The sequence below is a fragment of the Streptomyces hydrogenans genome, assembly GCF_014656075.1.
Lineage (GTDB): Bacteria > Actinomycetota > Actinomycetes > Streptomycetales > Streptomycetaceae > Streptomyces > Streptomyces hydrogenans.
The window spans coordinates 1-20,999 of sequence record NZ_BNBS01000070.1 but is presented as its reverse complement, the minus strand read 5'-3'; the positions used below and the strand labels follow the sequence as shown (position 1 = coordinate 20,999).

Here is a 20,999-nt window from a genome sequence, read left to right as displayed (position 1 = left end):
GTGCGGTCAGCTCCTCTCCGCGGTGCCCCGGCCCTGCGGGGACGTGGGCGGCAGGGGGTCGGTGCGGGAGACCTGGGTCTCGGGATAGGCGAGCTGCCCCGGGGCGGTCGGCGGCGCGGGGACCTCGTCGACGTGTTCGGCGGCCTCGATCCGGGCGGCGCAGACCTTGTACTCGGGGATCTTCGAGCGGGGGTCGAGGGCGTCGATGGTGAGGGCGTTCGCGGCGGTGGGGACGGGCCAGTGGTAGGGGACGAAGACGGTGTCGGGGCGGATGGCCTCGGTGACCAGGGCGGGGAAGACCTCGCTGCCGCGGCGGGTGACGACCCGGACGGGGTCGCCGTTGCGGAAGCCGTGCGAGGGGTGGACCTCGACCCAGGGGCGGGGGGTCTGCTCGACGAGCGCGCCGAGCCGGCGGGTCTGGTTGCCGGAGAGGAAGTGGGCGACGGTGCGGCCGGTGGTGAGCGAGAGGGGGTACTCCTCGCTGTACGGGTCCATCGGCGGGTGCCACTCGACGACCTGCATGTGGATCTTGCCGTCGGGGTGGTAGGTGCGTCCGTCCTCGAAGAGGCGGGGGGTGCCGGGGTGCTCGGTGGTCGGGCAGGGCCAGGCGATGCCGCCGGTCTCCTCCAGGCGCTCGTAGGTGATGCCGTAGTAGTCGTTGACCGTGCCGGCGGAGGCGATCCGCAACTCCTCGAAGACGGCGCGGGAGTCGGGGAAGGCGAACTTGTCGCCGGCGCCGAGCCGCTTGGCGAGTTCGCACATCACCCAGGTGTCGGTGCGGACGCCGGCCGGGGGCTCCTGGGCCTTGTTGTGCTTGACGACGCGGGCCTCGGCGTTGGCCATGACGCCCTCGTCCTCGGCCCAGACGGTGACGGGGAAGACGACGTGGGCGTTGGCGGCGGTCTCGGAGAGGAAGAAGTCGAACTGGGCGTGGAACTGGAGGGTGTCGTAGCCCTCCTTGACCGTGGCGTAGTTCGGGAGGGAGACGAAGGGGTTGTTGCAGATGCCGATGAGGCCGCGGATCTCGGCGCGCTGCATCTGCCAGACCATCTCCATCATGGAGGTTCCGGCGGCGGGGAGTTCGGACTCCTCGATGCCCCAGATCTCGCAGATCTGGCGGCGGTGCTCGGGGTTGGTGATGGAGCGCCCGCCGGGCAGGAGGTCGGACTTCTGGCCGTGTTCCCGGCCTCCCTGGCCGTTGCCCTGGCCGGTGATGGTGCCGTAGCCGGCGCCGGGCTTGCCGATGTTCCCGGTGGCGACGCAGAGGTTGATGATGGTGAGGCAGTTCTCGACGCCCTGGGAGTGGTGCTCGACGCCCCGGGCGTGCCAGGCCATGGCCCTGCCCGCGCCGGCGAACATCCGGGCGACCTGGACGATCTGCTCCTCGGGGACGCCGCAGATCAGCGCGGAGCGGGAGGGCGGGTACTCGGCGACCGTGGCGCGGACCTCGTCCCAGCCGGTGGTGTGGGCGGCGAGGTACGCCTCGTCGGTGAGTCCCTCGGCGACGATGACGTGGAGCACGGCGTTGAAGAAGGCGGAGTCGGTGCCGGGCTTGAGGGCGACGTGGACGTCGGCGGTGCGGGCGATGGCGGTCTGTCGCGGGTCCACCACGATCAGGCTCGCGCCCCGGTCGCGGGCGCCCCACAGGTACTGGGTCATCACCGGGAAGCACTCGCCGACGTTGGAGCCGGCGATGAGGAGGCAGTCGGTGAGGAGGATGTCGGAGAAGGGGTTGCCGGCCCGGTCGATGCCGAAGGCGAGCTTGTTGGCCCCGGCGGCGGACACCATGCAGAGGCGCCCGTTGTAGTCGACGTGCTTGGACCTGAGGGCGACCCGGGCGAACTTCCCGACGAGGTAGGTCTTCTCGGAGTAGAGGCTGGCCCCGCCGAGCAGCCCGAAGGCGTCGTTGCCGTACTCGCCCTGGATGCGGCGGATCTCGGCGACGGTGTGGTCGAGCGCCTCCTCCCAGCTGACCTCGCGGAACTCCTCGTCGCGGTTGCGGCGCATGAGCGGGGAGGTGAGCCGGTCGGGGTGGTTGACCTGCTGGTAGGCGTTGATGCCCTTGGGGCAGAGCCGCATCCGGTTGATGTCGTGGTTCCGGGGCTCGACCCCGAAGACCTTGCCCGCGCGGTCGACCCGCAGGTACATCCCGCACTGCACGCCGCAGAAGCAGCAGTGCGTCGGGACGAGCGTCTCCTCGTTCTGGTCGGCGTGCCACCGGTCGGCGGGGATCCCCCCGGCGTCCCGGAAGTTCCGGGTGCCGGGCGGAGCGACGGAGGGGTCGAGCGGCACTGCCCGGGAGGGGTCGGTCGCGGTCACTTACTTGAAGCCCTTCTTGACGTGGGTGAGGTAGGCGTTGCCGCGCAGGACGCGCTTGCAGCGGGGGCAGTACTCGGCCCATTCGTCGAAGTCGAGCTTCAGGTCCTTCATGGTGCCGCGCAGGTTCTCGACGTAGTCGGGGGTGTCGATGGGCTCGTGGCAGCGGCGGCAGGTCTGGAGCTCCTCGTCCTTGCGGCGGGAGGTGTACTTGAAGAGCTGCATGCCGACGGCGGCGGGGCGCTGGACGATGTGGAAGAACTTCCCGAAGGGGATGTAGATCAGGGTGAAGACGACCGAGACCATGTGGAGGATCGCCAGGAACTCGTAGCCGCCGCCGTGCAGGAAGATCGACGAGAAGGTGAGCAGCAGGCCGGTGACCGAGATGACGATGAGGGCGATCAGCGGGATCAGGTCGTAGGCGAAGCGCTGGCCGGTGATGGCGGCGCGGTCCTTCATGCGCCGCCACAGGAAGTAGGAGGCGCCGGCGATGACCAGGACGGCGGCGATGTCCAGGCCGTGGAACATGAGCCAGCCGAGGATGTTCAGCGAGTCGAAGCCGAGGACCTTGAAGCCCCAGATCCGCATCTCGTAGCCGGGCCCGTCGCCGGTGCTGGACGTGAAGGTGAACCAGCCCCAGGTGAGGGGGAAGGTGATGAGCGCGGCGAGGATGCAGCCCCAGAAGAGGAGCTGGTGGGCGGCCCAGCGGGCGTGCGAGCGGGCGCCGAGGAACTTCTGGAAGCCGAGGTAGGTGGCGATCATCTTCGGCAGGGCGGTGGGGGCCTTGCGGAAGTTGTCGGCGGAGAAGAAGGAGCGCCAGCCCTGGCGGAAGAGGCGCCGGGCGCCGGGGGCGGAGATCCAGACGGTGTAGCGGTAGGCGACGCCGAAGGCGAGGAAGACGGTGGCGACGGCGTAGGGCAGCAGGGCCGAGTCGAAGTCGCGGAGCAGCCGGCTGCCGAGGACGATCGCGAGGATCAGCAGGACGGAGACGGCGGCGCCGGCGAGGACGGCGCGGCGGCGCACGGCGGCGGGGGTCTGGGACGCGCGGCCGTCCGCGGCCGGTGCGGGGGCCGCCTCCGGCTCGGGGGCGGTGGGCTCGGCGGTCTGCGGTGGCTCGGTCACGGGGCCACGGTAGGACGTATGTACCTTTTGAGCCCGTTATGTCCGTCGGAGGGGTGAACGTGTCGCGGGGGTTCCGGCCGGGGTCACACGGCGTTCAGTCCGTGGCTCCGGAAGACCTCGCGGACCGTCGCGACCTGCTCGGGGGTGGGCGACGGGGTGTCGTGGAGCGTGAAGGGCATGTCCAGGGCCTGCCACTTGGCCTCGCCCAGCTTGTGGAAGGGGAGGACGTCGACGCGGGAGACGTTGCCGAGACCGCCGGCGAAGGCGGCGACGCCCTCGACGTCGGCGGGGTCGTCGGTGAGGCCGGGGACGAGGACGAAGCGGACGTGCACGTCCTGGCCGAGGTCGGCGAGCCGGCGGGCGAAGTCCAGGGTGGGCTTCAGCGGGCGGCCGGTGACCTTCCGGTACGTCTCCGGGTCCCAGGACTTGATGTCGAGGAGGACCAGGTCGGTGTCGCGCAGCAGCGCGTCGGTGGCGCGGACGCCGAGGAAGCCGGAGGTGTCGAGGGCGGTGTGCAGGCCCAGCTCGTGCTTCATGCGGTGCAGCAGTTCGCCGGTGAAGACGGGCTGGAGGAGCGGTTCGCCGCCGGAGACGGTGGCGCCGCCGCCGGAGGCGGAGATGAAGCGGACGTACTTGGACGCCTCGGCGATCACGTCGTCGGCGGAGGTCCGCTTGCCGTTGCGCATCCGCCACGTGTCGGGGTTGTGGCAGTAGAGGCAGGTCAGCGGGCAGCCGGAGAGGAAGGTGACGAAGCGGGTGCCGGGGCCGTCGACGCCGGTGGAGAGGTCCCAGGAGTGCACCGAGCCCTCGGAGGGGCGGTGGGTCGCGGCGGCGGCCGGGGTGGCGGCCCGGACCGGGGTGACGGGGCGGACGGGGATGTCCGGGCCGAGGAGCGTGGCCATGGCAGGGCCTCCTGGGGAGGAGAGACGGGGTGGGGGTGGGGCCCGGGGGCCGCCCGGTGAGGGGGGCGGCTCCCGGAGCGGTGGGGGCTACAGCGCGCCGTGGAAGGTGCGGTTGAGGACGTCGAGCTGCTGTTCGCGGGTGAGGCGGACGAAGTTCACCGCGTAGCCCGAGACCCGGATGGTCAGCTGCGGGTAGTTCTCCGGGTGCTCCATGGCGTCCATCAGCACGTCGCGGTTGAGGACGTTGACGTTCATGTGGAAGCCGTCGCTCGCCATGTAGCCGTCGAGGACGCCGGCCAGGTTGGTGATCCGCTCCTCGGGGGTGCGGCCCAGGCCGTCGGGGGTGACGGTGTTGGTGAGCGAGATGCCGTCCTCGGCGTCCTCGTACGGCAGCTTGGCGACCGACAGGGCGGAGGCCACGTAGCCGTGGGTGTCGCGGCCGTTCATCGGGTTGGCGCCCGGGGAGAACGGCTCGCCGGCCCGGCGGCCGTCGGGGGTGTTGCCGGTCTTCTTGCCGTAGACGACGTTGGAGGTGATGGTCAGGACGGACTGGGTGTGCTCGGCGTTCCGGTAGGTGGGGTGCTTGCGCACCTTCCGCATGAACTCCTCGACCAGCCAGACGGCGATCCCGTCGACCCGCTCGTCGTTGTTGCCGTAGGCCGGGTAGTCGCCGTCGATCACGTAGTCGGTGGCGAGGCCGGTCTCGTCGCGGACCGGGCTGACCTTCGCGTACTTGATGGCGGCCAGCGAGTCGGCGGCGACCGAGAGGCCGGCGATGCCGCAGGCCATGGTGCGGCGCACGTCGCGGTCGTGGAGCGCCATCTCCAGGCGCTCGTACGCGTACTTGTCGTGCATGTAGTGGATGACGTTGAGCGCGTGGACGTAGACGTCCGCGAGCCACTCCATCTGGGCGTCGAACCGGGCCATGACCTCGTCGTAGTCCAGGACCTCGGAGGTGAGGGCGCCGGTGGCGGGGCCGACCTGGGCGCCGGACTTCTCGTCGCGGCCGCCGTTGATCGCGTAGAGGAGGGTCTTGGCGAGGTTCACGCGGGCGCCGAAGAACTGCATCTGCTTGCCGACCGGCATCGCGGAGACGCAGCAGGCGATGGCGGTGTCGTCGCCGAAGCGCGGGCGCATCAGCTCGTCGGACTCGTACTGCACGGACGAGGTGTCGATGGAGACCTTCGCGCAGAACTCCTTGAAGCCGCGCGGGAGCCGCGGCGACCAGAAGACGGTCATGTTCGGCTCGGGCGCCGGGCCCAGGTTGTACAGGGTCTGGAGGTAGCGGAAGGAGGTCTTCGTGACGAGCGGGCGGCCGTCCTCGCCCATGCCGGCGAGGGACTCGGTGACCCAGGTCGGGTCGCCGGAGAACAGCTCGTCGTACTCGGGGGTGCGCAGGAAGCGGACGATGCGGAGCTTGATGATGAAGTCGTCGACGAGCTCCTGGGCCCGCTCCTCGGTGAGGAGGCCGGCCTCGATGTCCCGCTGGAGGTAGACGTCGACGAAGGTGGAGGTGCGGCCGAGCGACATCGCGGCGCCGTTCTGCTCCTTCACGGCGGCCAGGTAGGCGAAGTACAGCCACTGGATCGCCTCGCGGCCGGTGGTGGCGGGGCCGGAGACGTCGTAGCCGTACGAGGCGGCCATGGCCTTCAGCTCGCCGAGGGCGCGCATCTGCTCGGACAGCTCCTCGCGGAGCCGGATGGTCTCCTCCAGGGAGCGGTCGCCGGCCGGGAGGACGTCGAGTTCGGCCTTCTCCTCCTTCTTGACCGCGATGAGGCGGTCGACGCCGTAGAGGGCGACGCGGCGGTAGTCGCCGATGATGCGGCCGCGGCCGTAGGCGTCGGGGAGGCCGGTGACGATGCCGGCCTTGCGGGCGGCGCGGATCTCCGGGGTGTAGGCGTCGAAGACGCCGGCGTTGTGGGTCTTGCGGTACTCGGTGAAGACCTGCTCCAGCTCCTCGGAGACCGGGTATCCGTAGGTCTCCAGGGCGCCGGCGACCATGCGCCAGCCGCCGTAGGGCATGATCGCCCGCTTCAGCGGGGCGTCGGTCTGGAGGCCGACGATCAGGTCCTTCTCGCGGTCGATCCAGCCGGGGGCGTGGGCGGTGATGGTGGAGGGGACGTCGTACGCGACGTCGTAGACGCCCTTGGCGCGCTCCTCCGGGAACTTGTCCGTGATCGCCTTCCACACGGCGGTGGTCCGGTCGGTGGGGCCGGCGAGGAAGGTGTCGTCGCCCTCGTACGGGGTGTAGTTCTGCTGGATGAAGTCGCGGACGTCGATGGCGTCGCGCCAGAGCCCGCCCTTGAAGCCCTTCCAGGCCCGCTCGGTCGCCGTGGTCTCCGCAGGGGTCGCAGTCACGTCCCGCACCGCCTTCTTCGAATCATTCGATCGCGTCGTTGCTTACCTTCATTCCACTCCTTTTGATCGATCATTTCGGGCGGCATTGGTCACCAGCCGGGGGCCCTAGGTCCTTTTCCCGGGCATGCGGAAAGGCCCCGCCGCGGCGGGACCTTTCTCTGGGTGAAGCGGGGGCTCAGCTGGGGGCCTCCGCGCCCTTGCGGGCGTAGAACCACCAGGTCACGACCATGCAGCTGGCGTAGAAGGCGACGAAGCCCCACATCGCGCTGGTGACGGCGACCGAGCCGAAGAGCGCCGGGATGAAGAAGAAGCCGTAGGCGGCGATCGCGGAGGTGAAGCCGGTGACCGCGCCCGATTCCATCTCGGCCTGCTTGAGGGCCCTGGTGTGTTCGGGGGTGCCTTCGGTGAGGCCCTTCAGGTGGGTGCCGCGGAAGATGACCGGGATCTGGCGGAAGGTCGAGCCGTTGCCGATGCCGGAGAAGAAGAACGCGGCGAGGAAGCAGAGGAAGAAGCCGTAGAAGTCGCCGCCGTCACCGCCCGAGGGCAGGAAGTTGATCACGCCGATGATCGAGACCGCCATGCCCACGAAGGACAGGATGGTGACCCGGGCGCCGCCCCACTTGTCGGCGATCCAGCCGCCGGCCCAGCGGGCGAGCGCGCCCACGGCGGGGCCCATCCAGGCGTAGGTGGCGACCGAGTAGTCCGGGAAGGTGGTCTTGATCAGCATCGGCAGGGCCGCGGCGAAGCCGATGAAGGAGCCGAAGGTGCCGACGTACAGCCAGGTCATCAGCCAGTTGTGCTTGCGCTTGAAGATGATCTTCTGCTGCTTGAACGGGGTGGAGGCGACCTTCAGGTCGTTCTGGCCGAACCAGGCGACGGCGGCCAGGACGAGGACGACGGGGACCCAGACGAAGGCGGCGTTCTGGAGGTAGACGGGGGTGCCGTCGGCCTTGTGCTGGGCGGAGCCGATCGCGATCGTCGACCAGGTGATGACGATCGGGGTCAGCAGCTGCACGACGGAGACGCCGAGGTTGCCGAGACCGCCGTTGATGCCGGTCGCGCTGCCCTTCTTCGCCTTGGGGAAGAAGAAGCCGATGTTGGCGAGGGAGGACGCGAAGTTCGCGCCGCCGATGCCGCAGAGGGCGGCGATGACGACCATCACGGTGTACGGCGTCGTCGGGTCCTGGATGGCGACGCCCAGCCAGATCAGCGGGACCACCAGGACGACCGTCGACAGCGCGGTGAACCGCCGCTGGCCGATCATCGGGCCGAGGAAGGTGTAGAGGATGCGGGCCGTGCCGCCGGTCAGACCGGGGATGGCGGTCAGCCAGAAGAGCTGCGAGGTCGAGAAGCCGAAGCCGACGTCCTTGAGGTTGGTCGCCGTGACCGACCAGACCTGCCAGACGACGAAGGCGACGAGCAGCGCCGGGACCGCGATCCACAGGTTGCGGTTGGCGACCTTCCTGCCGATCGACTTCCAGAAGAGCTCGTTCTCCGGCTCCCAGTCGCTGATGGTCCGGCCGGGGCGGTACTGCTCCGTGTCGTACGAGGCGGGTGACCCGCCCGTGGTTCTGCTGTCCTGGACTACGGAACTCATGGCGCTTCCCTGACTTCCCTGACGTTTACGAGCCCTTTCGAGGCTTCTTCCTTGCCTTTCCAGGCTGCTCCTGGCGGGAGGGGTGTCGTCAGTGCCGATGGTCGCCGTCCGGGGCGGGCCTAGGTCGGCTTCCGGAGCAGCCTTAGGTCCCGCCGCGGGCGGGCCTGACGGGCCATCGGACCCCTTCGCCCGGGCGGAGGGAGAAGGGGGTGCCCCCGGGCCGGTGCGACGACCCCTCGGAAGGGGTGTGGGGCCGTCGGGGGTACGGGCCGGGGGCAGTTCGGGGGGCGGGCGCCGAGAACGGAGCGGTACGGGTGGGGGTCCGGGCAGCTGCACCCGTACGGGCACGGACGCGGCCCCGCACTCCGCCCGTTCAGCCGCGCCCGGCGGACGGCGGCACCGGCACCGGCAGGAGCGGCAGTGCCACCTCCGGGTCGTCCAGGCTCGCGCCGGTCCGCAGGTCGAACTCCTGCTTGTACATCGGGGAGGCCACCACCGGCACGCCGTCGCGGCTGCCCATGATGCCGTGCGCCATGACGTCGGCGCCCGAGTACGGGTCCCGGTTGCCCACCGCGTACACCGCGCCCTCCTCGTCCCTGAACAGCGCCGCCTCCGTCCCGTCCGGCAGCACCGCCGCCCGGCCGCGCCCCGGCTCCAGGAACTCCACCCCGGCCACGTGCCGTTCGAAGCGGGCCAGCGCCGCCGGGTCCTCCAGGACCGCCCGCCACTCGTCGCGGTACGCGGCCACGTGCCGCTCCATCTGCGCCTCCAGCTCCGCGCCGATGCCCAGCGAGTCCTCGATCAGCACCTCCCTGAGGTGCGCGACGCCGTCGCCGGAGCCGCCCAGCCGCTCCAGCCACGCCGAGGTGCGCTCCAGCCGCTCGCCGGTCCGCAGGTAGTACATGAGGAAGCGGTCGGTCAGCGCGAAGAGTTCGGCGGCCGACAGGTCGGAGGCGAGCAGGTCGGCGTGGCGCGGGGTCGCGCCGCCGTTGCCGCAGACGTACAGGTTCCACCCGCCGGCGGTGGCGATGACGCCGATGTCCTTGCCCCGGGCCTCCGCGCACTCGCGCAGACAGCCGGAGACCCCGCCCTTGATCTTGTGCGGGGCGCGCAGGCCCCGGTAGCGCAGCTCCAGGTCGATCGCGAGCTGCACCGAGTCGCCCTGCCCGAAGCGGCAGAAGCGCGCGCCCACGCAGGACTTCACGGTCCGCAGGGACTTGCCGTACGCCTGCCCGGACTCGAAGCCGGCCGCGATCAGCCGGCGCCAGATGGCCGGCAGGTCCTCCTTGCGCGCGCCGAAGAGGTCGATCCGCTGACCGCCGGTGATCTTGCTGTAGAGGCCGTGGTCGCGGGCCACCTCGCCGATGACGATGAGCTGTTCGGCGGTGATCTCGCCGCCGGGGACGCGCGGGACGACGGAGTGGCTGCCGTCCTTCTGGAGGTTGGCGAGGAAGAGGTCGTTGGAGTCCTGGAGCGCGGCCTGCTCGCCCTCCAGGACGTGCCGCAGGCCCAGTTCCGGGGCGAGGGTGCCGAGGACGTTGGCGACGACGGGCTTGCAGACGGTGCAGCCCGAGGTCACGGTCCCGCCGCCCGTTCCGTACCGCTCCAGCAGCTCGGTGAAGGAGCGGATCCGCTCGGTGCGGACCAGCTCGTACAGTTCCGGCCGGGTCAGCTCGGGGAAGTGCTCGCACAGACCGCGCCGCTTCGCCACGCCGGCCGCGTCGAGGACGGCCTGGAGGGTGCCGACGCAGCCGCCGCAGCCGGTGCCCGCCCTGGTGCAGCGCTTGACGCCGCCGACGTCGGTGAGACCGTGCTCGGCGATCGCCGCGCTCACCGCGCCCTTGGTCACGTTGTGGCAGGAGCAGACGACGGCGTCGTCGGGGAGGGCGGCCGCGCCGGGGAGCGGGGCGCCGCCGGCCGCCGCGGGCAGGAGGAACACCTCGGGCGGGGCGGGCAGCCGCCGCCCGGCGTGCGGCTTCAGCGAGCCGTACGCCTCGGCGTCGCCGACCAGGATGCCGCCGAGCAGCCGCCCGTCCGGGCCCAGCAGCAGCTTCTTGTAGACGCCCTCCCGGCCGTCCGAGAAGACCAGCTCGGTGGCCTCCGCGCCGGCCGCGAACGGGTCGCCGAAGGAGGCCACGTCGGCGCCCAGCAGCTTCAGCCTGGTGGAGGTGTCGGCGCCGGTGAACTCGGTCGTGCCGTCGCCCGCCAGCTGGTCGGCGACGGCCTCGGCCATCTGGTAGCCGGGCGCGACCAGTCCGTAGACGCGCCCGTCGGAGGTCTGCGCGCACTCGCCGATCGCGTACACGTACGGGTCGGTGGTCCGGCAGTGGACGTCGACCGCCACGCCGCCGCGGTCGCCGACCGCGAGTCCGGCCTCGCGGGCCAGCCGGTCGCGGGGGCGGACGCCGGCGGAGAAGACCACGAGACCGGCGGGGATCCGCTCGCCGTCGGAGAGCCGGAGGGCGGTGGCCCGGCCGTCGGCGTCGGTCTCCACCTCGGTGGCGCCGACCCCGGTGTGCACGGCGACGCCCATCGACTCGATGGTGGCCCGCAGGGCGGCCGCTCCGCCGTCGTCGACCTGGAGCGGCATCAGCCGGGGCGCGAACTCGACGACGTGCGTGGCCAGTCCGAGGGTGCGCAGGGCGCCCGCCGCCTCCAGGCCGAGCAGCCCGCCGCCGATCACGACGCCGGTCCCGGCGTGCTCGGCGTAGGCGGTGAGCGCGTCGACGTCGTAGAGGGTGCGGTAGGTGAAGCAGCCGGGGGCGTCGGCGCCGGGGATCGGCGGCACGAAGGGGTACGAGCCGGTGGCGAGCACGAGCGCGTCGTAGGCGACGACGGCGCCGGAGGTGGTGGTGACGGTCCGGGCGGCGGTGTCGACGTGCTCCGCCGGGTCGCCGAGCCGCAGGTCGATGCCGTGCGCGGCCGGGAAGTCGGGGCCGGCGAGGGCGAGCCGGTCCGGCGCGGTGCCGGTGAAGACGGAGGAGAGGTGCACCCGGTCGTACGCGGGCACGTCCTCCTCCGCGAGCACGGTGACCCGCCAGCCGGGCGCCGCCGGGTCGGCCGGGTCGGCCAGCGCGCCGCGCTCGGCCAGTGCCTCCAGGAGCCGGTGGCCGACCATGCCGTGGCCGACGAGGACGAGGGACGGGCTGGAGGGCATGGTGACTCCGGGGAGGAGGGGAAGGGGGCCGGGGTGGTCTCCGCACCTTCGACCGTAGGGCGGCCCGGGGTGCCCGGGGCGCCGGGAAAGGCCCGAGGAGAGGGGACTTGTGGCCCCCGTCCCGGGGCCGAACGGCGGGGGTGGCCGGGCGGGCGCGCGCCCTAGCGTGGGGATGCGGGTCCGGGCGGCGTACGACACCGCCGCGCGGGCCCTCCCGCCGGGCCTCCCGGGGTCGGTGCACCCCCGGGAGCCACGGCGGTACGACCACGAGCGCGAAGGCGGGTGCGGGATGCGACAGCTGGTGCTGGCCGTGCACGGGAGCGCGGTGCCGGGGGCCGGGGCCGTCACGGAGCGGCTGGCCCTCGGGGTCCGGCGGCTGACCGGGGCGCCGGTCGTCGTGGGGCACCTCGGTCACCGGTCGCCGTCGCTGCCGGCCGTGCTCGACGGCCGGCCCGGCGCGGTCGTGGTGCCGCTGCTGCTGGGGGACGGGTACCACCGGACGGTGGACGTCCCGGCCGTCGCCCGGGAGTTCGGCTGTGTCGTGACGCCGGGGCTGTGCGGCGAGGACGCCGTGGCGCTGGCGCTGCACGACCGGCGGAGGGCCGCCGAGCGGGCGGCGGCCGGGCCCGCGGACGCGGTCGTCGTCGCAGGCGCCGGCTCGTCCGGGCCGGGCGGGAACGACGGGACCCTCGACGCGGCGGAGCGGCTCGGGCGCCTGCTGTCGGTCCCGGTCTCCGTCGCGTACTGCTCGGCCGCGTCCCCCACGCCCGCCGAGGCGGTGGCACGCGCGCGTGGGGAGGGCTTCCGGCGGGTCGCCGTCGCGGCGCACCTGCTGGCCCCGGGCCGCTTCACCCGGGCCCTGGAGGGGCTGCCGGAGGCGTACGCCGTCGCCGCGCCGCTCGCCGACCACCCGCGGCTGGCCCGGCTGGTGGCGGCCCGCTACCGGGCCGCGCCGCACGGTCCGGCGGCCGTGCCGCTCCGCGTGGCCTGAATTCGCCGGAGCCGCGGTCTGATCTCCTGGTTCCATGACACAACCGTTTCTGCCGCTCACCGCACGCTCCCGCGAGGAGGCACACCGGACCGCCACGCCCCTGGAGCTCTTCTTCGACCTGTGTTTCGTGGTCGCCGTCGCCCAGGCGGGCGCGTCGCTGGTGCACGCGGTCGCCGAGGGCCACGCCGGCGAGGGCGTCGCCAGCTACGCGATGGTCTTCTTCGCCATCTGGTGGGCGTGGATGAACTTCTCGTGGTTCGCCTCGGCCTACGACAACGACGACGTCCTCTACCGGGTCGTCACGCTCGTCCAGATCGCCGGTGTGCTGATCCTCGCCGCCGGCGTCTCCCGCGCCTTCGAGGACCACGACTTCCTCGTCGTGTACCTCGGCTACCTGGTGATGCGGGTGGCGCTCGCCTCGCAGTGGCTGCGGGCCGCCTACCACGCCTCGTCGGCGGAGGAGCGGACGATGTGCCGGCGGTACGCGGGCGGGGTGCTGACCGTGCAGATCGGCTGGCTGGTGCTGCTGTTCGTGCCGGAGGGCGCGCAGCCGTGGGTGTTCCTGGCGATGGCGCTGGCGGAGATGGCGGTGCCGGTGTACGCGGAGAAGGACGCGCCGAGCACCTGGCACCCGCATCACATCGCGGAGCGGTACGGCCTGTTCACCATCATCGTGCTGGGCGAGTCGGTGGCGGCGGCGACGGTGGCGGTGAAATCGGGGGTGGTGGAGAACGACGCGCTGAACGAGCTGCTGCCGATCGCGGCGGGCGGGCTGCTGATCGTCTTCGCCGCCTGGTGGATCTACTTCGTGGTCCCGGCGCACGACCGGCTGACGGACAGCAGGCAGGGCTTCCTGTGGGGGTACGGCCACTACGTGATCTTCGCGTCGGCGGCGGCGATCGGCGCCGGTCTGGAGATCGCGGTCGAGCAGGCCGTCGGGAAGGCCCACATCAGCACGCTCGCGGCCTCGGCGTCGGTGACGATCCCGACGGCGCTGTTCCTGCTGTCCGTGTGGCTGTTGCACGCCCGCTACTTCAAGGTCGGCCTCGCCCAGCAGGCGGTGCTGCCGGGGGCCGCGCTGGCGATCCTGCTGTGCTCGTTCGCCGGCCGGTGGGCGGTGCTCGCGGCCGGTCTGGTGGCGTCGGCGGCGGTCGCGGTCGGCGTGACCCTCACCGCACGTGCTCCGGCCACCGGGACGGCCCGGCCCTCCTGAGGTAGGAAGGGGGCATGACAGCGACCGCGCCCCCTCCCGACGGCCTCACCGACGTGCCCGGCATCCGGGTGGGCCACGCGCGCGTGGCGGGGCCGCGGGCCCTGTCGGGGACGACGGTCGTGCTCGCCCCCCAGGGCGGGGCGGTGGCGGCCGTGGACGTGCGCGGCGGGGGCCCCGGCACCCGCGAGACGGACGCCCTGGACCCGAGGAACGTGGTCCAGCGGATCGACGCCCTGGTCCTGACCGGCGGCAGCGCGTACGGCCTGGAGGCCGCCGCCGGGGTGATGGCCTGGCTGGAGGAGCGGCACCGCGGGGTGCGGGTGGGCCCGGATCCCGCGCACGTGGTGCCGGTGGTGCCCGCGGCGTGCGTCTTCGACCTGGGCCGGGGCGGCGACTTCGCGGCCCGCCCGGACGCCGCCACGGGCCGGGCGGCGGTGGCGGCCGCGGCGGCGTCCGGGGACCACGCGCGCGTGGCGACGGGCGCGGTCGGCGCCGGGACCGGGGCGGTGGTCGGCGGGCTGCGCGGCGGCGTGGGCACGGCGAGCGTCCGCCTGGAGTCCGGGATCACGGTCGGCGCCCTCGTGGTGGTGAACGCGGTCGGCTCGGCCCAGGACCCGGCGACCGGGGTCCTGTACGGCAGCCTCTTCGAGGACGGCGGGCCGCCCGCGGCGCCGCCGGCCGCGGTGCGCGAGGCGGCGGCGGTACGGCTCGCCGAGGCCCGCGCCGCCGGGGTGCGGCCCCCGCTGAACACCACCCTCGCGGTGGTCGCCACGGACGCGGTCCTGACCCGCGCGCAGGCCCAGAAGGTCGCGGGCACGGCGCACGACGGGATCGCCCGGGCGATCCGGCCGGTGCACCTGATGAACGACGGCGACACGGTCTTCGCGCTCGCCACCGGCGCCCGCGAGCTGCCCGCCGCGCCGGGGCCGCTCGCCCTGAACGAGGTCCTGGCGGCCGGCGCCGACCTGGTGACCCGCGCGATCGTCCGCGCGGTCCTGGCGGCCCCCGGCGGCCTGCGCGGACCGGGCGGCGACTTCCCGTCGTACCGGGAGCTGTACGACCCGCCGCGCGCTTCGTACTCCTGGTGACCGCAGGGCAGTTGAGAAGGTCGCGGATGCGGGAACTTCCGTGTCCGGCCCCTCGTTTTCCGTAACCCCGACCCCGTTGTCGGACCCAGGGACTACGTTAAGCAAGCACCAAGTGACATGCGGCGACGGCCTGGAGACCCTCTTGAACGATCCGCGGGATCGCCACGATCCGTACGAGACGACCGAGACGCACGTCGAGCGGCTTCTCGGCCGGGCGCTCAACTCCTTCGACCTGCCCGACGCGATGGTGGAGCGCCTGGAGTCGGCGCTCGCCCACTCCACCGCGCTGCACTCCTCGCACCACAGCTCCTCCCTGAACCGCACCACCTACCGCCACACCTATCTGCTGGCCGACGGCAGCGCCCTCGTCCTGTGGGAGCTCACGCACAACGGGGGCCGGGACGGCGCCGAGCAGCACGAGCTGTACGCGGAGGAGGCGGAGGCCCGGCTGGCCGCCTCCCGGCTGCCCTCGGGCCCGCTGCCGGAGTGGACGGTGGAGCGGGCCGACGGGCGTCCGCTCGACGAGGACGACGACCTGGCGGCGCTCGGCGCGCTGTTCGCCCACCCGATACCGGCGCAGCCCCGGATGTACGTGCCGGACAACTCGGCGGACCACGCCCGCCGCGTCCTGCGCCGCGCGGAGAACGCGGACCGGCCCACCGAGCGGACCGCCCGCCGGCTGCGGATCGCCTTCGCCCACCACATCACCCAGGTCTTCGGCCGTAACTGCCCCGTGGAGGGCGGCCGGGACGCCGGCTTCACCCTCTACGAGCACCAGTTCCTGCTGCTCGACGGCACCGAGCTGAGCCTCTGGGAGGTCGAGCACACGGCCACCCCCGACGGCCGGCACATGTGCGAGGTGTACGAGTCGGAGGCCGCGGCCCGCGGGGCGATGGAGGCCCGCTCCCGGGTCCGCTGAGCCCCCGTCGGCAGGGCGGCCGGCTCAGACCTGGGCCGGCACGCCCAGCTCCCGTACCGCGAACTCCCGGTTGGCCAGGGTCTGCTCGCGGTACGGCGCGGGCAGGTCTGGCAGATCGAGGAGCCGGTCGCAGGCGGCGAGCGCGGCCGCGTGGTCGCCGACCCAGTAGGCGGTGACCGAGTACTCGAAGAGCAGCCCCCAGCGGTACACCCACGGCTGGACGAAGAGCAGGTCCTCGGCGGGCGCGGGCCGGTCGAGGGCGGCCGTCAGCAGGGCGTGGGCGGCGTGGTGCCGGCCGGCCACCCGCAGCCGCGAGGCCAGTTCGTAGACCGCCTCCAGGCGCTCCGGGCGGGCCTCCCAGGCGCGGACCAGGGCGTCCTGCCCGGCCGGCCAGTCGCCCGCCTCCGCGGCCAGCACCCCGGCCTGGAGCAGCGCGTAGTACACCTCCTCGACCCAGCCGCCCATGGCCGCCCGCCGCTCGTAGAGCCCGATCGCCTCCCCCGTGCGGCCCATGTCCCGCATGGTCTGCGCCAGGTAGAAGACCGTCCGCGGATTGCCCGGGTCGCGGACCAGCTCGGCGCCGAGCAGCCGGGCGTCCCGCTCGAACTTGTCGTGCCGCGAGCCGCCGTCGGCGTGGTCCTCGATGACCAGCGCGTCCAGGTTCCGCTGCTCGTGCTCGCGGTCCGCGGTCAGGTACTCGTGGGTGACGCCCTCGTACCGCCACGGCAGGCCCGCCCGGACCAGGCGCTTGATCCGGTACTCCACCTCGCCCTCGTGGCGCAGCATGTACGCGTCGGCCGTGAGCTCCGGCAGCGGGCCGTCCTGGCGCAGGACGTGGTCGGCGTCGAGGAGCAGCAGGAAGTCGGCCCCGCGGGCCCGGGCGCGGGCCATGTTGAGGCTCCGGTTGTGCCCGAAGTCCACCCAGGGCTCCTCGACGAGCTCCCCGGGGATCCCGGCCAGCGCCTTCCTGACGAGGTCCTGGGTGCCGTCGGTGGAGCCCGTGTCGGAGATGACCCAGGTGTCCACGAGGCCCCGGACTGAGGCGAGACAGCGCTCGATGACCGAGGACTCGTTCTTGACGATCATGCACAAGCAGAGGGACGGCCGCATGGCAACACCACTTCTCGCGGTTCGGTCGGGGGGCGACGGTAGGCACGGCCCGGTCCGGGCTTGACGGCGACGCGCCGACGGGGGGCTCCGCGTTCCCCGCGGCGTACGCATCCATTCGGCTGGCACCGCTACGCCATGGCGCTGAGAGTGCCCCGGAGGCCGTCAAGACGGCCCCCCGGCGATCCGATGAACCGATGGGAAGTTCATCCCACGATCCGGTTCCGGCAGGTCCTGCCGCACGGATCCCCCCCCCACCGGCACTCGCGCCGGCGCCGCTGGGCGCCGGCGGAGGAAGGAGCACCCCCATGCGTCCTGACCCCAGGACCCGGTCCCCGTTCGGCCCGCTCCCCCGGCGTCGCGTCTGGCTGGGCGGCGGCACGCTCGCCTCGGTCGCGCTCGTCCTCACCGGCTTCGCGCCGACCGCCTCGGCGTGGGGCACCCCGCAGGCCCCGGCCACGGACGCGTCGGTCTCGAACCCGATGACGGGCTGCAAGCACCGGGCCCTCCCGGGCTCCCCCGGCACCTCCGCCCTGGAGGACGCCGCCGCCGACCCGCGGACGGTGGCGGGCGGCAACGGCGGCTGCAAGGGCCCGACCGGCCCGACCGGCCCCAAGGGCCCGCCCGGCCCGAAGGGCCCCAAGGGCGACAAGGGCAAGACGGGCCCCACCGGCCCGACGGGGCCGCAGGGGCCGAAGGGTGACAAGGGCAAGACCGGTGCGACGGGAGCCACGGGCGCCACCGGAGCCACGGGCGCGACGGGTGCGACGGGTGCGACCGGCGCCACGGGCGCGACCGGCGCGACGGGAGCCACCGGAGCCACGGGCGCGACGGGAGCCACCGGCGCCACCGGCCCCGCCGGCCCCTGCGTGGACATCGACACGTACAGCCCGTCCAACACCGAGGACTTCCAGGCCGCGCTCTACGGCGGCAAGGCGTTCGTCGGCAAGGCGGCCGTACCCGGCGGGGCGATCGTCTGGCAGGACCTCACCAACACCACGGCGACCATGACGGACCCGGCCAACCCGAACTACCCGGCCACCGCCTGCGGCATCGCCATCGAGGCCCAGGGCAACGACGCCTTCGTCAAGGTGATCACGCCGACCGGTGCCGTCTGGCAGACCCACGGCGACATCATGGGCAACACCTTCGTCTGGGACGAGGCCTGGGTGCAGCAGAGCACCCCGACCCCGGTCGTGATGCGGGCCATGGAGTTCAAGGGCGACCTGACCCACCGCGGCGCGGTCAACCCCTAGCGGGACACGCGCGAAGGGCCCCGGTCCGAAGACCGGGGCCCTTCGCTCCGCGCTCAGCCGGCGAGCGCCGGCTCCTTCTCCACCGGGGCCGCCGCGTCGTCGTCCGCGCCGCCCTCCAAGTGCTGCTTCGGCCTGGCCGGCAGGGCGAACATCACCAGGAAGATCGCCCCGAGGACCACCGCGGCCCAGCCGAGGGAGTTGCGGAAGGCGTCCGTGAAGGCGTCCGCCACGTCCGCCGGCGCCCGGGCCGGACCCCGGTCGTCGATCACGCCGAAGAAGACCACCGACACCAGGCCCAGACCGATCGCGTTGCCCATCTGGCCCGTCGTGTTGATCAGGCCCGACGCCGACCCCGCGTGCTCCTTCGGGACCTCCGACAGCACCGCGTCCGTCAGCGGCGCCACGATCAGGCCCATGCCGAGGCCCATCACCACGAGCGCCGGGATCATCTGCCAGGGCGAGATCCCCGCCCCGTACCGGCCGGCGGCGAAGAAGTAGAGCAGGATGCCCGCCACCATCGTCAGCGCACCCGCCTGGAGCACCTTGCGGCCGAAGCGCGGCACGAGCAGCTGGACCGACATGCCGGCGGCCATCGAGACCGCGATCGAGAACGGCACGCCCGTCAGACCTGCCTTGAGGGCGGTCCAGCCGAGACCGATCTGCATGTAGAGCGTCCACACCAGGAAGAAGATGCCGAGCACGACGCCGAAGGTCAGCTGCACCGCGATGCCGGCCGCGAAGGACTTCACCCGGAACAGCGACAGCTCCACCAGCGGCGAGCCGTCCTTCTTCGTCTTGTACCGCTCGTAGGCGACGAGGACGCCGAAGACGACCGGGCTGGCCGCCATCATCAGGTGGCCCCACAGCGGCCAGTCCAGCTCACGGCCCCGGGTCAGCGGGTAGATCAGCAGGAGCAGCGCGGCCGTGACCAGCAGGACGCCCACCAGGTCGAGGCGGAGCGCCTTCGGCGCCTTCGACTCGGTGATGTACTTCCGGCCCAGCAGCAGCGCGGCGAGGCCGACCGGCAGGTTGATCAGGAAGATCGGCCGCCACTCCAGGCCCGCGATGTTCCACTCCGTCAGCAGCGCGCCGAGCAGCGGGCCCGAGACCGCGCCGAGGCCGACGATCGCGCCGAACATGCCGAAGACCTTGCCGCGCTCGTGCGCGGGGAAGGTGACGTGGACGATCGACAGCACCTGAGGCACCATCATCGCCGCCGCCGCGCCCTGGAGGAGGCGGGAGGCGACCAGCATCTCCGGGTTCGCGGCGAAGCCGCACAGCGCGGAGGCGAGCGTGAAGCCGGCCGTGCCGAGGAGGAAGAGCCGCTTGCGGCCGTAGATGTCGCCGAGGCGGCCACCGGTGATCAGACCGGCGGCGAAGGCCAGCGCGTAGCCGGCGGTGATCCACTGGATCGCGCCGAACCCGGCGCCGAGGTCGTCCTCGATGCTGGGGATCGCGATGTTCACGATCGTGGCGTCGACCAGGTCCATGAAGGCGGCCGTCATGACGATGGCCAGGGCGATCCAGCGCTTGCTGTCCCCCGTGGTGCTGCTGTCCGCCCCCGTGGCGGCGTCGGTCTCGTGTGCGCTCATAGGAGGACCATAAGAGTCATCTAGGTCAGGTCACGTCCTATTTCGGCGCCATGCTGTTCCCCATGACGGACACTCCGGCACGACTCCTCAATCTGCTCTCGCTCCTCCAGACCCCGCGCGAGTGGCCCGGAAGCGAGCTCGCCGACCGGCTCTCGGTCTCCCCGCGCACGATCCGCCGCGACATCGACCGGCTCAGGGACCTCGGCTACCCCGTCGAGGCGACCAAGGGAGCGGTCGGCGGCTACCGGCTCGTCGCCGGCGCGGCCATGCCCCCGCTGCTCCTCGACGACGAGGAGGCCGTCGCCATCGCCGTCGGCCTCCGGGCCGGTGCGGGGCACGCCATCGAAGGCGTCGACGAGGCGTCGGTACGGGCCCTGGCCAAGCTGGAACAGGTGCTGCCGACGCGGCTGCGGCACCGGGTCTCCACGCTCCAGAACGCGACCCTGCCGCTGACCCACGGCGACGGGGCCACCGTCGCGCCCTCCACCCTGACCGCCCTCGCCGGCGCCGTCACCGGCCGCGAACGGCTCCGCTTCGGCTACCGCGCGGGCGACGGGGCCGAGACGAAGCGGCTGGTCGAGCCGTACCGGCTGGTGTCGACCGGACGCCGGTGGTACCTGGTGGCGTACGACCTCGGGCGCGAGGACTGGCGCACCTTCCGCGTCGACCGGGTGAGCGACCCGTTCGCGACGGGCGCGCGCTTCACCCCGCGGGAGCTGCCGGAAGGGGACGAGGCGGCGTACCTGGTCAGCTCGATGAACCGGGCGCAGCGGGAGCGGGAGACGGAGCTGGACCTGGACATCGAGTTCTCCGCGCCCGCGGAGGCCGTCGCCGCGCGCTTCCCGGCGCACCTCGCTCCGGTCGCCACCGGGCCGGACAGCTGCCGGCTGCGGGCCCGCGTCACCGACTCCGTCGAATGGCTCGCCATCCGCCTCGCCCTCCTGGACGCCCCCTTCAAAGTCCACACCCCCACCCCCCTCCGCACCCACCTCCACACCCTCGCCACCCGCCTGACGACAGCCCTCGAATAACCCCGCCCGCGCCGCCGCCCCGTTGCGGGCTGCGCCCGGGCTGGGGCTGCGGCGCCGCCACTCCGTTGCGGGTCGGACCGCGCCCGTCTGGGGCTCCGACTCCGCCGCTCCGCTGCGGGCTGCGCCCGTCTGGGGCTCCGGCTCCGCCGTTCCGTTGTGGGCAGTTGTTCCGCTGGGGCGGAACGGGTGGGCACAACGGAACGGCACCCTTCTGCGGGTGCCTCCGCTTCCGTGCCTGAGCCCGCACCGGTACGGCGTCGTCGCACGGGGTGCGGGTTCAGGCCCGGGAAGCCTTGGCCCGGCAGGGGGCGTCGTCCCTGTGCCCACCCGTCCCGCCCTGCGGGACGCCT

At 72.9% G+C, this 20,999-nt stretch carries 14 protein-coding genes; 6 read left to right on the top strand and 8 right to left on the bottom strand.

The window, feature by feature from the left end; translation table 11 throughout:
* Positions 1-6: 6 nt before the first annotated feature.
* From IE321_RS26020 to nirB, 6 genes are all read right to left on the bottom strand, one after another.
* Positions 7-2,319, bottom strand: a complete 2,313-nt coding sequence (locus tag IE321_RS26020; protein ID WP_190224726.1) for a molybdopterin oxidoreductase family protein — start codon at positions 2,317-2,319, stop codon at positions 7-9.
* Positions 2,320-3,438 (bottom strand): TMEM165/GDT1 family protein, encoded by a 1,119-nt coding sequence (locus IE321_RS26015; protein WP_190224725.1) that lies wholly within the window; start codon positions 3,436-3,438, stop codon positions 2,320-2,322.
* Positions 3,439-3,521: 83 nt separating this feature from the next.
* On the bottom strand, positions 3,522-4,340 hold the full coding sequence (gene pflA / locus IE321_RS26010; RefSeq protein ID WP_190224724.1) for a pyruvate formate-lyase-activating protein: 819 nt from the start codon (positions 4,338-4,340) through the stop codon (positions 3,522-3,524).
* Between the two features lie 87 nt (positions 4,341-4,427).
* A complete protein-coding gene (gene pflB / locus IE321_RS26005; RefSeq protein WP_043226731.1) occupies positions 4,428-6,698 on the bottom strand; it encodes a formate C-acetyltransferase in 2,271 nt (756 codons plus the stop codon).
* Positions 6,699-6,873: 175 nt separating this feature from the next.
* The gene (locus IE321_RS26000) at positions 6,874-8,295 is read right to left on the bottom strand and encodes a NarK family nitrate/nitrite MFS transporter (protein ID WP_226652097.1); all 1,422 of its coding nucleotides are present in this window, start codon (positions 8,293-8,295) and stop codon (positions 6,874-6,876) included.
* A 373-nt stretch (positions 8,296-8,668) separates the two neighbouring features.
* Positions 8,669-11,452 (bottom strand): nitrite reductase large subunit NirB, encoded by a 2,784-nt coding sequence (nirB, locus tag IE321_RS25995; RefSeq protein ID WP_190224723.1) that lies wholly within the window; start codon positions 11,450-11,452, stop codon positions 8,669-8,671.
* Positions 11,453-11,741: 289 nt separating this feature from the next.
* On the opposite strand from nirB, the gene IE321_RS25990 reads away from it, so the two are divergent.
* The 4 genes from IE321_RS25990 to IE321_RS25975 all read left to right on the top strand — a co-directional run bounded on the left by IE321_RS25990 (position 11,742) and on the right by IE321_RS25975 (position 15,663).
* On the top strand, positions 11,742-12,443 hold the full coding sequence (locus IE321_RS25990; RefSeq protein ID WP_190224722.1) for a sirohydrochlorin chelatase: 702 nt from the start codon (positions 11,742-11,744) through the stop codon (positions 12,441-12,443).
* A 34-nt stretch (positions 12,444-12,477) separates the two neighbouring features.
* Entirely contained in the window at positions 12,478-13,656 is a 1,179-nt protein-coding gene (locus tag IE321_RS25985; RefSeq protein ID WP_190224721.1) for a low temperature requirement protein A, read from the top strand.
* A 14-nt stretch (positions 13,657-13,670) separates the two neighbouring features.
* Complete coding sequence (locus tag IE321_RS25980; RefSeq protein WP_190224720.1) at positions 13,671-14,744, top strand: P1 family peptidase; 1,074 nt, start codon at positions 13,671-13,673, stop codon at positions 14,742-14,744.
* 142 nt (positions 14,745-14,886) lie between these two features.
* Entirely contained in the window at positions 14,887-15,663 is a 777-nt protein-coding gene (locus IE321_RS25975; protein WP_043226705.1) for a DUF6227 family protein, read from the top strand.
* Positions 15,664-15,687: 24 nt separating this feature from the next.
* Here IE321_RS25975 and IE321_RS25970 read toward each other — a convergent pair whose 3' ends face one another.
* Positions 15,688-16,749 (bottom strand): glycosyltransferase, encoded by a 1,062-nt coding sequence (locus tag IE321_RS25970; protein ID WP_190224719.1) that lies wholly within the window; start codon positions 16,747-16,749, stop codon positions 15,688-15,690.
* 329 nt (positions 16,750-17,078) lie between these two features.
* Here IE321_RS25970 and IE321_RS42230 point away from each other — a divergent pair, with 329 nt between their 5' ends.
* The gene (locus IE321_RS42230; RefSeq protein WP_229916543.1) at positions 17,079-18,026 is read left to right on the top strand and encodes a hypothetical protein; all 948 of its coding nucleotides are present in this window, start codon (positions 17,079-17,081) and stop codon (positions 18,024-18,026) included.
* A gap of 53 nt (positions 18,027-18,079) precedes the next feature.
* On the opposite strand, the gene IE321_RS25960 is transcribed toward IE321_RS42230, so the two are convergent.
* Positions 18,080-19,618 carry an MFS transporter gene (locus IE321_RS25960; RefSeq protein ID WP_190224718.1) on the bottom strand — a complete coding sequence of 513 codons (1,539 nt, stop codon included), beginning with the start codon at positions 19,616-19,618 and terminating at the stop codon, positions 18,080-18,082.
* Positions 19,619-19,680: 62 nt separating this feature from the next.
* On the opposite strand from IE321_RS25960, the gene IE321_RS25955 reads away from it, so the two are divergent.
* A complete protein-coding gene (locus IE321_RS25955) occupies positions 19,681-20,649 on the top strand; it encodes a helix-turn-helix transcriptional regulator (protein ID WP_043226735.1) in 969 nt (322 codons plus the stop codon).
* Positions 20,650-20,999 lie beyond the last annotated feature (350 nt).